This window comes from Sediminibacterium sp. (assembly GCF_030695065.1).
In the GTDB taxonomy this organism is placed as follows: domain Bacteria; phylum Bacteroidota; class Bacteroidia; order Chitinophagales; family Chitinophagaceae; genus Sediminibacterium.
On record NZ_JAUYTR010000009.1, the window covers coordinates 325,309 to 341,586 of the forward strand.

The following is a 16,278-nucleotide window of genomic DNA, read 5'->3' on the forward strand; positions in this document are numbered from 1 at the left end:
ATGCTTTATTTAGTATTCTTATCAGTATGAAAATGTTTGGTTGCTACTGAATGTTTATTGGCGTTTCGAACTTTTAGCAATGATAATACCTGATAAAAAATAAACTTTGGTATCCCCCAAAGTGACTTGTATATGCGTGCGTCCGTATTATTAATTGCAAGTGCCAAAATAAATCCAAGTACAAATATCACAAACCCCAATAACCAAATCATTGCAATAAAAGGATTGAAGATCAAATTCAAAAGCATACAAAATAAACCGATCAATAAAAAGATAAAAAGCGGCGGTCTTAAAAGTATTAGGCCGAATAAAAACATATTCCAGTCTAATTTGAGTATTCCTTTTCCAATTAATCCAAACCCAAATGAAAAGTATTTAAACCATGTATTAATCCATCTAGCTCTTTGATTAACCAACTGATCACTTTTAGAAGTTTTTTCATCATACACAATTGCATTTGTAGCAAAAGCAATGCGATAGCCTCTTGATACAATTTCTTTCTGCAATATTTTATCAAAACCAGCTCCAGTTATATCTAGATGTGCTAAACAGTCTTTGTACAATTGAGTAGTAAAAGCCATTCCTGAACCAGCTAGTGTAGCTGATGAACCAACATTAAATAACACTTTCCCATCATAAAAATGATAATAAATATCTCTAGCGCCATCTAAAGCAGCATAAAGTGTATCTAAATTTTTTGCGTCCCTTACTCCTTGAACTGCACTAAAACCTTGGTCAAATAATTTATTTAATTCAATCAAGTAATTAGGATCAACCAAATTATCACTATCAATAATAGTTAACCTTTCGTGTTCCCTTTTAAATCGATTAATTGCATAAAAGTGAGAACGGGTATTACTAGACAATGTCTGTTCTGGCCTGAGAACAATTACACGATTATCATCAAACTTCAAATTGGTAATATCACACTTATCAGCAACAATATAAATTAGATAATTACTATAATTAAGCTTTAATAAAGAAGCAACAACAGAAGGAATTAAAGTAGTTTGTTCATACGCAGTTACAATTATTGCATAATCTGCTTCATTGGTAGAAATTAACTCCTTCTCTTTATTCAATTTGACAATTGCATAAAGCAACAATAGAAAAAACGGCAATATTAAGTTATACCCAATTGCTATTTGAAAAACATACCAAATCAAATTGATGATATCTTGAAAATTCATAGCAGGGCATTTAATTATTTAGGAATCTTATTCAAGCGATTGATAATTAATTTATTCAAAGCCCATCCAGCAAATGTATCGCCCAAATCGTATAAGTATTGTACACTTTGTTTCTTGCCATTTTTTATAGTAGATCCTGCCGCAAATATTGCAACTACTTTATCTGCAAGTACAATCCATTCTCTAGACTTATTCAACTTATCCATAGCTGGGGCTTCAATAATGATAATATCAAATACATCTCTCAAGAATGCTAACTTAGGCTTTACAATAGACTCATCACAAAATTCAAAAATAGAAGTATCTCCACCCCTATTTCCCAATACACTAACCCTGCCTTCCTTGATAATTTCAGAAAGAGTAATTCTATTTTTTAAATAGTCCTCTAAATAACAATTGGTACCAGTTGTTGCTGTAATAGTGGGTTGATCAAAGTTTCCATCTATGACTAATACGCGCTTATTTACCATTGAATATGCATAAGCAAGGCCTAATGAAATCAAGGTTTTACCTTCGCCATCCGACAAGCTAGTAATCACTAGTTGCTTTTTGTGCCCCATTTCTCTTTCAATTTCAAAACGAAGTGATCGTAACAAATTTTTAAAAGCAATGGTGACTTTATTTCCCTCTCCATTCTTCCATAGATTAGTCAAATCTAACATTGAAGTGTTGATATAAGGAAGGTAGGCTAATACCGACAAATTAGTCTTATTGGCTAAATCTGTTGCGTTTTGAATACTATCATCTAGGTAGAAAATAACAAACAAGGCAGCTAAGCAAAATATGAAACTGATTATACCAGCTAATGCAACAAGTATTAATTTTTTTGACGGTTGAGCAGGTCCAGGCATTGCCATTTCAATTTGCCTCAATTGAACGGTCATACTCGACTCCAATGAAGTTTGATTAAACCTATTTTGAATATCAAGGTATTCTTTACCAGCAACATCTACCAAGCCTTCGTAGTTCTGAATAAGTGCTTCATGGGGAACAAGCATGTCAAACTTTTCGTTAAGCCTTCTTAACTCATCAGAGAGTGGAGCTATACTGCTCTTAGATTGGTCTAATGCAATTTCTAAATTAAATCTTTGCTGTACCAATAATTGCTTATTGGCTAAAGGACTTACTAATAGCCGATCGGTAGATTGTAAAACTTGCTGTTCTAATAATGCTTTTAATGAGTCTTGCTTTTGTTTGATTTTTGGATCAAAATTACTTTTCACTAAATCATTGGTAACTACACGGAGTCGTTCTCTTGTGGCTAAAACTGATTGATTAATATCTACCACTACACTTTCCAAATACCGCCGATCTTGGGGGCTAAACTTTTGGTCAATTCCTTTTATTGCTCCTTCATATGACTCAACATCTTTTTTTGCCACTTGAAGTCTTGATTCAAAATCGGCAATCTGCATATACAAGCTCTTGGCTTGTTCATTTAAATTTAAAACCCTATTTCTGATTTTATAATCACGCAATAAACGAGTTTTAGCCGATAAGGAATCAAACTTCTTTTTCATCAACATGTCTAAGAAGTTCACTGCTTTTTCTTGATTCCCTTTTATATAGCTAGAGTAAAAGTCAATAAATTCACTAATAAGGGTATTAATAACAAAAGCAGATAAAAATGGATTCTCCGACTCATACTCAAAGTCTATAAAGTCACTGTTATTAACTCTATAAATAAATACTTTTTTTTGTAATGTGGCTTCATCATATCCCATCGAAATGAGTAACTGATTAATCCCAAACTGATCTTTATCAAACAAAGAAAGGGGTTGCTTTGAAGCAATATGCGCTTTAAACACTTCCAAAGCATGCGCCCGTGCTTCAGGTCCAATTTCTGTTACTAACTTACTTAACGGTCGAAAAGGCTTGTTACTAGTTAAATCATGAACCATTAATTGAAATGAAACTTGATCAAAATTTCTTTTCAGCCTATTCATTTCAATTAGGTTACTGAACTGTTGCGAAGCTTTGTTTTCATCCTGTCCACTATTTTTTTCTAGAAATTGTTGAGACTGATCTACCAAACCGGTGGATATTCTAGATCGAGACTTAAAAGTATCCGGAAGCTTACGTACTAGAAAATAGGTTATAAAGACTGCTATCATTGGAACAATGACCAGTATATATTTCCTTTTGTATAGCAGTAATAAAAACTTCTGTAATTCCATTTACTTTATCTCTTCCAATTTTTTCCCAACTAATTCTTCTAATGTGGTCTTAGCAATTAAAACTGTGCTTTCCGCATCAATTATTTTTTGCTTCTGATCGGCATTTTGAATCATTAGTTTTGTATAATTCTCCAATGTTTCCTCCCCCCTTTCGTATTTAAATTTTATCTGTTTAAACAATGCTTCAATATCAATGGCGTTCTGATTTTGCACCCTTAATACACTTAAAGCTTGCATATACCTAAAATACCTATTTTTCACGTCTGTTTCTAAGGTTATTACATATTGGTCAGCAGTTAATTGGGCTATTGCCAATTCTTCTCGTGATTGCTTGATAAGGGTGGGTTTCTGGATAATATTGCTAAAATTGATGAACAGACCAATTTGAACCCCAGTTAATGTAGCATTGGTTAATGTAACAGAAGTGCTAGGGCTATAAAAAGCGGATAATGTAAAAAAATCAAACCAGGAAAGTTTGGCTTTTTTAAGATTATAATTGGCAAAATTGACCTTCCGCAAATTTGCCGCCATCAAAGGATAATTTTGTTTTGCGGAATAAATAAGTTTCTCTAAAAAGGGGTAAGACAATTCTGGAATCATAGACTCTTGAGCAGAAGATTCCTTTGTATTGAGTAACAACAAACAAGCAAATAGTAAACTAAGGCAACCCTTTTTAGAGGCATGAAACAAATAACCGAATTTAGAATACGGTGAAAAGGCATTATTTATATCTAAACCAATGATTTTCATAAAGATTAAAGATAAATAATATAGTTAAAACCAAGGCCTTAGATATCCCCACTTTATTCAATAAATGAATAAAAAAACAAGAAGTTAAAAGAAATCAGCAAAAGCTTACACAGATTCTTTTTGTAATAACGCGGGTATCGTTCTTAGAATCAATTTAATATCGTACCAAAAACTATGATTTTCTGCGTATTTGTTATCTAACATTAATCTTTCTTCTTCAGACATTTCTCCCTTTCCTCTTTTCTCAACTTGCCATAATCCAGTAATCCCAGCTGGTGCCATAAAACGCATAGCATATTTATCGGTAGTCAATTTTTCAGCTTCATACAAAGGCAAAGGCCTATTTCCGACTATGCTCATATCACCAATAATCACATTCCATAACTGAGGTAATTCATCAATACTGCTATTTCGAATGAACTTACCTACTTTGGTAATTCGAGGGTCGTCTTTTAATTTAAAAAAGGCTGACCCTGCTTTTGCCTTTCTATTTTCACTGTATTGTTTTTCGCACCATTGAATCGTATCAGAATAAATAGGGAACCTACATCCTGTTCCAGCTGCTTTACACTCATCGCATAAATACTCCTCTTCTTCGGCTTTAGCAATTGTATCATCAGCGCTAGGTGCATATTGATTTAAATGCTTCAAATCCTTCAAACGCTTGTCGGCATTCACATACATAGACCTAAACTTATAAAACTTAAACGTTCTATAACCAGAACCTACCCTTAATGCATAATAAAAAATAGGACCTTTCGACTCTAACCTCAGCAAAATACAAATAATGAGTAGAAGTGGAGAAAGCATTAACAATGCTAAGCCAGCAAAGAAAATATCAAAAACCCTTTTTATAAATGGGGTTTTATATTTATGAAAATCTAATACATTATTGGTATGTTTTAATTGACTCCATTTATCAATCAAAAAAGGGATTCTTATTTCAATATTTTCTTTTTTAATGGGTAGCTTAAAAACATCTGCAACACCCGCTTTTAAAGTCATTTTGACGGTGCTTTCACTTAATTGCTGACTAATTAAAAAAAAGGGAACTGCTATATTCTTCTTACTTACTAAGGTTTCCAATAATGAGATGCCCCCAGTACCTAAGACTTCGCTTTGCGAAACAATGGCTACAAGATTGAATTTATTTTTTTCCCAATCAGCAAAAAAAAGAAGAGGGTTAGCAAATCTTTTGAGTTCTCTTCCTCCCAAATTTGCTTGTGAAAAAATACTAAATATAATGTCATCACAATTGAGAAGTACAATAACTTGATCTTGGGGAGGTAGTTGGGTGTTCATTGTAGCAATTTGGTGAAATTATTTTCTAATCCTACGTAAAACCACTCTAAGTCTTGCTTCGAGTTCTTTTGGATTGAAGGGTTTTACTAGGTAATCATCTGCTCCTGCTTCCAAACATTGAATAATCATTTCTGAGCTTTCTTCACCAGACAGAATAATAATTGGAATAGCATTAAAAAAATCACTAGCACGAAGTTGCTTAGTTAATGCAAGCCCCCCCATAACTGGAGTATTTAAATCGGAGATTATTAAATCTGGCACATTACCCTGTTGTAAAAAAGCCATTGCATCAACCCCATCTTTAAATATTTCTACTTGATAATGGGTACTTAAATATTTTTTTAAAATCAATTGCATGGTCATCTCATCTTCAACCACAACAATTTTTAAAGTATCAGAATCGGTGAATGCCATATTTTAAAATTTTGCTAATGTAAGAAATCTAAATATATTTAAATATGTAATAAGCGAATTTATATAGTTTTTATTCATTCTGATGCTTAATTTTTAAAATTCATGAGACCCATTTCAATCCCCCAGTATATTAATCAATTATTCAACACTAATCCCACAGATGCTAGTACAAGCGCTTTGATTAAAGAAAGATACCATATTTTATCAAAGGGTGAGCCAGTTGTATCCATTGTTATGCCTGCTTATAATGAGGAAGCCAATATTTTACAAACCCTATTATCATTAAGTAATAATGAAACCCAATGGCCTGTAGAAATAATTGTTGTGAACAATAATTCAAAAGATAAAACAGAGGAAATGGTCCTTTCTGCTGGTATTCCTTGTATTAGAGAAACTCAACAAGGCATAACCAATGCTAGGAATGCTGGTTTGGCTGTAGCTAAAGGCATATATATACTTAACGCTGATGCAGATACTATATACCCAAAAGATTGGATTGAGGAAATGGTAAAACCTTTGGCCAATGACAATAATATTTGTTCTGTTTATGGAAGATTCTCATTTATTCCGATTGGGAACACTGGTAGATTTACCTACTTTTTTTATGAATATTTTGCTGATTTAATGAGATGGATCAATAAAATATTTAGGGATGAAGCAATGAATGCCTACGGCTTTAACTCTGGTTTTAGGAGAGAACAAGGCCTTACTGTTGATGGATTTAATCACCCACCGGGCACTAATGAAGACGGATGGTTAGCCCTGAAATTAAGAGAAAAAGGATACGGGAAACTCTTTTATGTTACCAATATTAAAGCCTTGGTTTGGACAACCGATAGAAGAATCCAAATTGATGGGGGACTTTTAAAAGGAACAATCAAAAGACTTAAAAGAATGATTGGGCTATAAATTGCAGGAATGGTTGTACATTAACTGCACTTATGAAAGCGATTATTTGCTCCCAATATGGAGGCCCTGAATTATTAAAATTAATTGAAACAAAAATCCCTGAAATTGGAGAAGATCAAGTTTTAATTGATGTCCATTATTGTGGGGTTAATTTCCCCGACACCCTCATAATTCAAAACAAATACCAATTTAAACCGCCACTACCCTTTTCTCCGGGAGGCGAAATAGCTGGAATTGTTAGCCATATTGGCCGAAGGGTGAATAATTTCAAAGTGGGTGACAGAGTGGTTGCACTTTGTGGTTGGGGCGGAATGGCAGAACAGGTATGTGTAAAAGCTACCCATGTATTTCCTATTCCTTCAAGCTTAGACATGTTAAATGCCTCCATCTGTATGTATACTTTTGGAACAGCATTTTATGCTTTAAAAAATAAAGCACAATTAAAAGCAGGTCAAACTGTATTGGTATTGGGAGCTGGTGGTGGTGTTGGATCCGCAGCCATCATGATAGCCAAGTTAATGGGAGCAAGTGTAATTGCTGCTGCATCAAACAAAGAAAAATTAGCCTATTGTAAAATGTTGGCTGCGGATGAAACCATAGATTATAGTACTGAAAATCTTAGAGACAAGATTAAAGAAATTACCAGCAATAGAGGAGTTGAAGTTGTTGTTGATACCATTGGAGGACCTTTAGCAGAAGAAGCATTAAAAAGTGTATCGTGGAATGGTCATTATTTGATAGTAGGTTTTGCCTCTGGAATTATACCACAAATCCCATTTAACCTTGCTTTACTTAAAGGATGCTCAGTGCATGGAATTTTTTGGGGTTCATTTGCCGAAAAAGAGTCCAATTCAAACAACACAAATTTTATTCAAATTATACAGTGGATTTTACAAGGAAAATTAAAGCAACATATTCATCAAATCTATTCTCTTGAAGAGGCACCGAAAGCGATAGATGATATGATTCAAAGGAAAATTAACGGGAAAGCGGTTATTCAAATTAAAGCAGAACAATTCAGCTCTCCTACTATAAATAATGGTATTAATTCGAGTGAACTAACCAAAAAGACAAATAAATCAAGCAATGATGGCCATAAACTAATCATTAATGGTAAGGATGCGATTCATCAATTTATTGGAAGTAACATTGGACCTGGGAAATGGATAACTATAACACAAAAAATGATTAATGATTTTGCTTCTACAACACAAGACAACCAGTGGGTACATATAGATGAAGTAAAAGCAGCTAAATATTTACCTGAAGGAAAAACAGTTGCGCATGGATACCTTACTATGTCAATGGTTTCACATTTACTTTTTGAATTGATAGAATTAAATGAAGTGAATTCGTTTTACAATTACGGATTAAATAAAGCTCGTTTCATTAATCCTGTTAAGGTAAATGATAATATAAGATTAAAAGCTATTTTAGAGAATGTGGAATCTCAATCTAATGGCTCAATAAAATTATTTTTAAGCTGCATCATAGAAATAGAAGGAATTGAAAAGCCTGCTTATGTTGCAGAAATAATCAGTATCATCAATTAAATTTTTAGCAATGGCTAAGTATACAAATATGGAATTCTTGAAATTCCTATTATTTAAAGTTCACCCCATTAATGAATTATTTACACGTGAACGTTTTGCTCATTTAAATGAAGAACAAGCATGGATGATGATTGAATCAGCAAAGCAATTGGCCGACCAAGAATTTGCCCCATTTTTTAAAGAAATGGATACAACCCCAGCTACTTATGATGGCAAAGGAAATGTTGTGACTCATCCAGCCCTAAAGAAAATGATCAACAAGGCAGCAGAACAAGGTTGGATTGGAGGTAGCGCAATGTTTGAACACGGCGGTATGCAATTACCCGAAATGATTTTTGGTACAGCCCATCATTTATTTCAAGCTGCCAATAACGGAGTACAAGGTTATTTAGGATTATCTGCAGGAGCAGCCGGACTAATAACCAGCTTTGGAAATATTGAACAATTGGAACAATACGTTCCAAAAATATATTCAGGCGAATGGCAAGGAACAATGGCACTTACAGAACCACAAGCGGGAAGTTCTTTAACGGATATTACCACTTCTGCAAAACCATTATCTGAAAACAGTTACTTAATAAAAGGACAAAAAATATTTATTTCTGGCGGACAACATGAAGCATGCGAAAATTTTATTCATCTCACACTTGCAAGAATAGAGGGTGCACCAGCTGGAGTAAAAGGCATCTCTCTCTTTATTGTTCCAAAATTCAGGCCAAATAAAGATGGCAGCTTAGTATATAACGATGTTTATTGCGCAGGTGATTTTCAAAAAATGGGGCAAAGAGGATATGCCACCACTCACCTTTCATTTGGTGACAATAATAACTGTATTGGGTATTTAGTGGGAGAACCACATAAAGGATTGAGTTATATGTTTCAAATGATGAATGGCGCAAGAATAAGTGTTGGCCTTTGCGCAGCATCGGTAGCTATGGCAGCCTATCAAGCTTCCCTTCAATATTGCACCGAACGCCCACAAGGCAGATTACCAAGTGAAAAAGACCCAAACAAACCTCCTGTAAATATTATTCAGCATGCCGATATTCAAAGAATGTTGTTTACTCAAAAAGCCATTTCCGAGGGATCTATATCATTAGGAATTGAATGTAATAAACTCTACGACTTATATCATTCAAGCAATGATGAGGCAGAAAAAAATAAGTACCTATTTTTATTAGAAATTTTAACTCCTATTGTAAAAAGCTATCCATCAGAACAAGGCAGTAGATCTGCAGCTTTAGCAATTCAAACATTAGGAGGTTATGGTTTTACAACTGATTTTCCTGTACAACAACATTATAGAGATTTAAAAATCATGTCTTTGTATGAAGGAACCACTGGTATTCAATCAATCGATTTATTAGGCAGGAAAGTATTAATGGAAAAAGGGAAAGCCTTACAACTTTTATTAGATGAAATTCAACTATCTATAAAAAATGCCAGTCAGTTCGATACGTTAAAAAAGAACGCTGACTCATTGAATAATGAACTATCTAGAATTAATTGGATCATTAAACACTTGAATAAATATTTAGTAGAAGGCAAAATTGAAAAATACCTTGCTGATGCTACTGTATTTTTAGAGATGATGAGCTATAGTGTAATTGGCTGGCAATGGCTTAAAATGGCATCAAAAGCTGCGGAATTATTGAAATCTGGTACTATCCCCGCTAATAATAGCGCCTTTTATGAAGGAAAAATTCATACTTGTCAATTTTTCTTTAAGTATGAAATGCCACATGCAGCAGCATGTGCTTCCACGTTACTTGAAGAATCTGAATTAACTTTCATTAGCAATTTTGAGGCATTCCATTGATATTTTGCAATATGGGTGTTGATTTATTTATATTTACCAATCATTTGATACAATAATTTATGTTGAAAGTAGGCGTTTTTGGAGTAGGTCACTTAGGTAAATTCCACCTAAACAATTGGAAAGAAATTGAAGGGATTAAGTTGGTCGGATTTTTTGACCCGAACAATGACAATGCTAAAGAGGTAACTGAAAAATATGGCCTTAAGCGATATATGGATGAAGACAAGCTAATGGATGCTTGTGATATCATTGATGTGATTACTCCTACCAATCAACACTACGATATATGCATGAAAGCAGTTAGAAAAGGTAAACATGTTTTTGTAGAAAAACCAATCACCCATACTTTACAAGAAGGTAAAAACCTTGTAAATATGGTTAGAGAGGCTAATGTAAAATTACAAGTAGGCCACGTTGAAAGATTTAATCCTGCCTATTTAGCGGTAAAGGACCTCAATTTAAACCCAATGTTTATTGAAGTTCATAGATTGGCGCAATTTAATCCTAGAGGAACTGAAGTAAGCGTGATTTTAGATTTAATGATTCATGATATAGACATTATTTTGAGTTTGGTAAAAAGTGATGTTAAAAGTATAGCAGCAAGTGGAGTTGCGGTAATGACAGAAACACCGGATATTGCTAATGTAAGAATTGAATTCAATAATGGTTGTGTAGCTAATTTAACTAGTAGTAGAATTAGCATGAAAAAAATGAGAAAGATGCGTCTTTTTCAAAAAGACGCTTATATAGGAATCGACTTTTTAGAAAAGAAGACTGAAATTATTAAGCTTAAGCAACCTGAAGATGAGAATGTATTTTCATTTGATATTGATACCCCAAATGGGAAAAAAACCATTGCGATTGCAACACCTTCTATTGAGCCATTAAATGCAATAAAGTTAGAGTTAACTTCATTTGTAGATGCAATATTAAATAACAAGCCAACTCAGGTAAATGAAATTGATGGATATCTTGCTATGGAAGTAGCTCATCAAATTTTAGAAAAAATAAACAATACCAGCATACTGGTTTAATTATTATTAAGAAAGTATGCAAACCAGAAGAAGAAATATTAGTTTATACATACTTAGCGATTTCGTTTTATCCTTGGTTGTACTGATAGTGTATTTTCTAATTTACCCTGAAAAAAACCATAGTTCCTTATCTTTTTTAGAGATTAAAATTGTTGGGGTCGATACTATCCTAAGTTTAATCCTTATCCCAATATTTTGGATTTGCTTTTACTTTATCACTGGAAGTTACAATAGGTCTCTATACGATAAATCTAGACTGAGCGAACTAACTGCAACCTTATTGCATTCAATGTTAGGGACACTATTATTGTACTTCTTTCCAAGTTATAGTCATATTGTATTTGCCAATCAGTTTTTTGTTTATTTTATTTTACAATTTTTACTAGTTGCAAGTGCTAGAACACTCTTATTGTTTCAAACTAAAAAAACACTTAAAAGAGGGGAAGTATATTTTAAAACGTTAATCGCTGGAAATAATAGCAATGCAATAAAAGTATTCGAAGCGCTTAATCGAAACTTTAAATACTTAGGCTTTAAAACAGTTGGATTTGTTTCAGTTTATGGAGAGGATTCAAAAAATGGATTATCTAAATGGATACCACACCTAGGGCCAGTTCAATTGATTAAGAAAATTGTTGAAGAACATCAAATTGAAAGAGTTATTATTTCGATTGAAAAAAAAGACAAACAAATAATTGAGGAATTAGTAAGTGCTTTAACTGAAAAAGAGATTGATATTAAAATGGTACCTGATACAATTGACATATTAGCTGGCTCAGTCAAAACCAGTAATGTTTTAGGCGCTATGTTAATGGATATTCAAACTGCAGCTATGTCGCCAGAAGAGCAACATATTAAGCGCTTAATGGATTTAATTGTAGCAATATTTGGCCTAATTCTATTAAGCCCATTAATGTTATATTTAGCTTTAAGGACTGCCTTTAGCACTAAGGGCGGAGCTATATACAAGCAGGAACGTATTGGTTTTAGGGGTGAACCATTTATCATTTATAAGTTTAGAAGCATGTATGAAAATGCTGAGCAAGATGGCCCTGCACTATCAAGCGACCATGATCCAAGAATAACCCCATGGGGAAAATTCATGAGAAAATGGAGACTAGATGAATTACCACAACTATGGAATATACTAAGAGGAGACATGAGCTTAGTGGGGCCAAGACCAGAAAGAAAAACCTATATTGATTTGTTATTAAAAAAATCACCTTATTACAGGTATTTACTAAAAGCAAAACCTGGTCTTACTTCTTGGGGAATGGTACAATTTGGATATGCATCTACCTTAGATGAAATGTTAGATCGAATGCAATACGATTTAATCTATGTTGAAAATGCTTCAATATTACTAGACTTTAAAATATTAATGCATACGCTTAGAATTATACTCTCGGGAAAAGGAAAATAAGCATACTTGAAATATAAAATTGAAATATTACCATCAAATCAAATTAATAAAGAAAAGTGGAATCATCTGGTTTCAGCATCATCGAATGGGTTAATCTATGCACAATACAATTATTTAGACTTTGTTGCAGATCATTGGGATGCCTTAATCATTAATAATTACGAAACCATAATGCCCATTACTTGGAGAACCAAAGCGGGTATAAAATATGCATACACACCTGCATTTACACAACAGCTAGGTTTTATTGGTGCTCCATTAGAGGAGCATACAGAAAGAGTGGTTAAAAGGATATATTCTACCTATAGATATGGGAGTATTTTGTTAAATGCTGGCAATAGTATAACTGCAAAAATAGTTCAAGCCTACCCCAAACCAAACTTACTATTAAATTTAGAACGTCCATTTAATGAAATTAAATTGATGTTTAGAAAAGACCATACACAAAATGCACAAAAAGCAATTAACAATGGGTTGATTTATTCTGAAATCATACCAATAGAAAAAGCTATTTCTTTTTACCAATTAATTAATGGGGCTAAAACACCACATATAGCGGCATCAAATTATCAAAGACTAAATGACTATTGCAATTCCATTTTAAAATTCAACCAAAATTGCTTTACAAGAGCAGTAATAAATGATCAAGGAAACTTACTATCGTCTGCACTATTTTTAAAAGATGGGAAACGCATTTACAACATAATGAATGCAACTAGTGAAATGGGAAGAAATGAAAAAGCGAATCACTTATTATTTCATCATGTAATTCAAGAGTTTTCTGAAAAAAAATTGACACTTGATTTTGAGGGCTCTTCAATTCCTGGAATTAAACATTTTTATGAAGGATTCGGATGCTACGAAGAAATTTATTATCTCTGGCATTACAATAAATTACCCTTCCCGTTATCTCTAATACCTTAATATTATTTTATTCTCTCTGCTAAGATTGCATTTGCAACTAATAGGTCTGCAGGTCTAGTTATTTTTATATTACTGTACTCGCCATCAATCAAATGGACTGATTCTCCTGAAGCCTCAACAACGGTAGCTTCGTCGGTAAAATCTGACTGATAGGGTTGATTGAAAGCAGGTATTAAAATAGAAGACAAAAATGTTTGTGGTGTCTGTATTATTTTAACCTGATCTCGATTAATAGCAGAATGAGACTGATTATTAATTATTCTAACGCTATCTGTGCATGTGACAGCAGGAATAGCAGAACCTTTTTCAATTGTTTGCTCAAAACATCGAATGATTAAATGAGGCGTTATTAAACATCTCACCCCATCATGCACAAAAACCACTGCATTATTTTTTATAAGTTGAACACCATTTTGAACGGAATGAAAACGTGTTGAACCACCCACTACAAGGGTTGTTTGATTGGCAATACCCATTTCATTTACTAATTCTTGCCCAGCAGATAAATAATCTTTAGGCAATACCAATAAAATGGAAATATCATGATAAGCTTCTAAAAAAGCACGAATGGTATACCACAACAAAGGCTTTTCATTCAGTAATAAAAACTGCTTAGGAATTGGACTTCCCATTCTTGCACCTGAGCCACCTGCAGTTATAATCGCTATTTTTTGCACGATTGCAAGTTATTTATAAATTGCTACCATATTTACTCCTTTACTAGTTTTTACTCCGCGATACATACCGGCACTATTAAAAACCATTGCAGTATTCCCTTTGGCATCAACCCCAATCATACCTCCTTCACCATGTATTGCCATTAATTTATCGTGAACCACAATATTCATTGCCTCTTCTAAACTACATCCTTTGTATTCCATTAAACAGCTTACATCATATGAAGCTACCGATCTAATAAACATTTCTCCATGCCCTGTACAACTAATTGCACAAGTTTTATTATTAGCATAAGTACCTGCCCCTATTAAAGGGCTATCCCCAATTCTACCGTACTTTTTATTGGTCATTCCACCTGTAGAAGTTGCAGCTGCAATATTACCCATCCCGTCAAGTGCTACAGCACCAATAGTTCCAAATTTTTTATCCCTCATCAATTCCTCTAATTGATGGTTAGTATGATCTAATGAGTAATTATCTGAATCGCGAATTGCTTTCCATTGATCGTAGCGGAATTGAGAGAAAAAATATTCATCGGGTTCTAATTTAACCCCTTGCTTAATGGCAAAATCATTTGCTCCTTTACCACTTAAAAAAACATGGTTACTATGAAGCATTACTTCAGATGCCAACTCAATAGGATTACGCACATTCCGAACACCACATACAGCCCCTGCTGCTAAATTGGATCCATCCATTATGGCAGCATCCATTTCTTGAACTCCCTTTTTTGTAAAAACCGAGCCCCGACCTGCATTAAATAAAACATTGTCTTCTAGTACAATTAGCGCAGCTTTAACTGCATCAACAGCTGTTCCCCCTTTTTCTAAAATGATGTAACTTTTGTCTAGTGCTTCTTGCAACACTTCAGAATAAGCCAGTTCTAAAGAAGAAGTCATATCTTCCTTTAATATGGTGCCTGCGCCGCCATGAACTACTATAGTAAAATTCGACATTCTAATTAATTTTAGGTACGAAAGTAGAAATTAAGGAGGCAAAAAGATTCTAAATTAAATCAACAGACATTAGATAGAATTAAAGATTCGTTCGCATTTGCTGAGAAATCACTAATTGTCATTTAAACTCGAATATGCATTGCCAACTTTGATTAATTTTTTGTTGCAAGCAGTGCTTTACATTCTTCTAATAATTGGTGTTGATTAATAGCAACTGTACCCACTTCTTCACAAACCAAACCTCCAGCAATATTAGCCATTTCGGCAGCTAAATGAATATTTTGGGTTGAAGCATATACCAACGAAGCTACCGCAATAACAGTATCACCAGCTCCACTTACATCGGCTATATTTCTAATATGCGTAGGTATAATTAACGAGTTATTTTCCTGTTGATAAAAAACTCCTTTCTCAGATAATGTTATTAATGAAATGGAATGCCCTAGTACTTCTTTAAGCACATGATGTATATGCTGCATTCGTTCTAGATTTGTTTGATCAACATTAATATTTAGCCCCTCTTTTACTTCTTTTAAATTGGGTTTAAATAATGTTACATCTTTATAAGAAAGAAAATTTTTCTTCTTTGGATCTACTGCTGTAAAAATTTGCTGTTCATTACAGGTTTTTGTAATAGCTGTAATTAGATTTTGGGTAAGCACACCTTTATTGTAATCTTCAAATATTAGAATGGCAGGCTTATATTTCTTAATAAAATTTTCAACGGTTTTTAATAATTGAATTTCTAATTCCTCATTTATATCACTCACCATTTCAGCATCCAATCTCATCATCTGCTGATTCCTTCCCATTATTCGCATTTTATTGGTTGTGATGCGATCGGCAGAACGAATAATATTTTCTGTATTAATTCCATTCTGTTCCATTAATTGCAACAATTGATCTCCGTCTGAATCTTGGCCCACAATTGAAATTATAGCGGTGTTAGCCCCTAATGAGGCCGTATTTAATGCAACATTGGCAGCACCTCCAACCCTATATTCTTTCCTATTTAATGCTACCACAGGAACAGGAGCTTCAGGAGAAATTCGATCTACATTACCCCACCAGTATGTATCTAACATAACATCACCAACAATTAATACTTGGGTGTTTTTGAAACTTGCAAATAACTGATCAAAATTCATC

Annotated in this window: 14 protein-coding genes; 6 read left to right on the forward strand and 8 right to left on the reverse strand. The window is 33.6% G+C overall.

Features of this window, described 5'->3' with window-relative positions; all coding sequences use genetic code 11:
• Positions 1-5: 5 nt before the first annotated feature.
• From Q8S25_RS03715 to Q8S25_RS03735, 5 genes are all read right to left on the reverse strand, one after another.
• On the reverse strand, positions 6-1,190 hold the full coding sequence (locus tag Q8S25_RS03715; RefSeq protein ID WP_305534998.1) for a glycosyltransferase: 1,185 nt from the start codon (positions 1,188-1,190) through the stop codon (positions 6-8).
• Positions 1,191-1,204: 14 nt separating this feature from the next.
• Positions 1,205-3,304, reverse strand: coding sequence for a hypothetical protein (locus Q8S25_RS03720; RefSeq protein ID WP_305535000.1), 2,100 nt, complete (start codon positions 3,302-3,304; stop codon positions 1,205-1,207).
• 63 nt (positions 3,305-3,367) lie between these two features.
• Positions 3,368-4,117, reverse strand: coding sequence for a TolC family protein (locus Q8S25_RS03725; RefSeq protein ID WP_305535002.1), 750 nt, complete (start codon positions 4,115-4,117; stop codon positions 3,368-3,370).
• Between the two features lie 105 nt (positions 4,118-4,222).
• Complete coding sequence (locus tag Q8S25_RS03730) at positions 4,223-5,419, reverse strand: sugar transferase (RefSeq protein WP_305535004.1); 1,197 nt, start codon at positions 5,417-5,419, stop codon at positions 4,223-4,225.
• 18 nt (positions 5,420-5,437) lie between these two features.
• Complete coding sequence (locus Q8S25_RS03735) at positions 5,438-5,833, reverse strand: PleD family two-component system response regulator (protein ID WP_295186074.1); 396 nt, start codon at positions 5,831-5,833, stop codon at positions 5,438-5,440.
• A 102-nt stretch (positions 5,834-5,935) separates the two neighbouring features.
• Here Q8S25_RS03735 and Q8S25_RS03740 point away from each other — a divergent pair, with 102 nt between their 5' ends.
• Genes Q8S25_RS03740 through Q8S25_RS03765 form a run of 6 tightly spaced genes read left to right on the forward strand, consistent with a single transcriptional unit; the run spans position 5,936 to position 13,495 of the window.
• Positions 5,936-6,742, forward strand: a complete 807-nt coding sequence (locus Q8S25_RS03740) for a glycosyltransferase family 2 protein (RefSeq protein ID WP_305535007.1) — start codon at positions 5,936-5,938, stop codon at positions 6,740-6,742.
• Positions 6,743-6,774: 32 nt separating this feature from the next.
• Positions 6,775-8,295 (forward strand): zinc-binding dehydrogenase, encoded by a 1,521-nt coding sequence (locus Q8S25_RS03745; RefSeq protein ID WP_305535009.1) that lies wholly within the window; start codon positions 6,775-6,777, stop codon positions 8,293-8,295.
• A gap of 10 nt (positions 8,296-8,305) precedes the next feature.
• Positions 8,306-10,114 carry an acyl-CoA dehydrogenase gene (locus Q8S25_RS03750; RefSeq protein ID WP_305535011.1) on the forward strand — a complete coding sequence of 603 codons (1,809 nt, stop codon included), beginning with the start codon at positions 8,306-8,308 and terminating at the stop codon, positions 10,112-10,114.
• Between the two features lie 59 nt (positions 10,115-10,173).
• Positions 10,174-11,148 carry a Gfo/Idh/MocA family protein gene (locus Q8S25_RS03755; RefSeq protein WP_305535013.1) on the forward strand — a complete coding sequence of 325 codons (975 nt, stop codon included), beginning with the start codon at positions 10,174-10,176 and terminating at the stop codon, positions 11,146-11,148.
• Positions 11,149-11,164: 16 nt separating this feature from the next.
• Positions 11,165-12,571, forward strand: a complete 1,407-nt coding sequence (locus Q8S25_RS03760) for a sugar transferase (RefSeq protein WP_305535015.1) — start codon at positions 11,165-11,167, stop codon at positions 12,569-12,571.
• A gap of 6 nt (positions 12,572-12,577) precedes the next feature.
• Complete coding sequence (locus tag Q8S25_RS03765; RefSeq protein WP_305535017.1) at positions 12,578-13,495, forward strand: hypothetical protein; 918 nt, start codon at positions 12,578-12,580, stop codon at positions 13,493-13,495.
• 2 nt (positions 13,496-13,497) lie between these two features.
• Here the strand turns inward: Q8S25_RS03765 and Q8S25_RS03770 are convergent, their stop codons facing one another.
• The 3 genes from Q8S25_RS03770 to Q8S25_RS03780 all read right to left on the reverse strand — a co-directional run bounded on the left by Q8S25_RS03770 (position 13,498) and on the right by Q8S25_RS03780 (position 16,277).
• Positions 13,498-14,172 (reverse strand): 2-C-methyl-D-erythritol 4-phosphate cytidylyltransferase, encoded by a 675-nt coding sequence (locus Q8S25_RS03770; RefSeq protein WP_305535019.1) that lies wholly within the window; start codon positions 14,170-14,172, stop codon positions 13,498-13,500.
• Positions 14,173-14,181: 9 nt separating this feature from the next.
• Positions 14,182-15,129 (reverse strand): isoaspartyl peptidase/L-asparaginase family protein, encoded by a 948-nt coding sequence (locus Q8S25_RS03775; RefSeq protein ID WP_305535021.1) that lies wholly within the window; start codon positions 15,127-15,129, stop codon positions 14,182-14,184.
• Between the two features lie 152 nt (positions 15,130-15,281).
• The gene (locus Q8S25_RS03780) at positions 15,282-16,277 is read right to left on the reverse strand and encodes a bifunctional heptose 7-phosphate kinase/heptose 1-phosphate adenyltransferase (protein WP_305535023.1); all 996 of its coding nucleotides are present in this window, start codon (positions 16,275-16,277) and stop codon (positions 15,282-15,284) included.
• Between the last annotated feature and the right edge of the window lies 1 nt (position 16,278).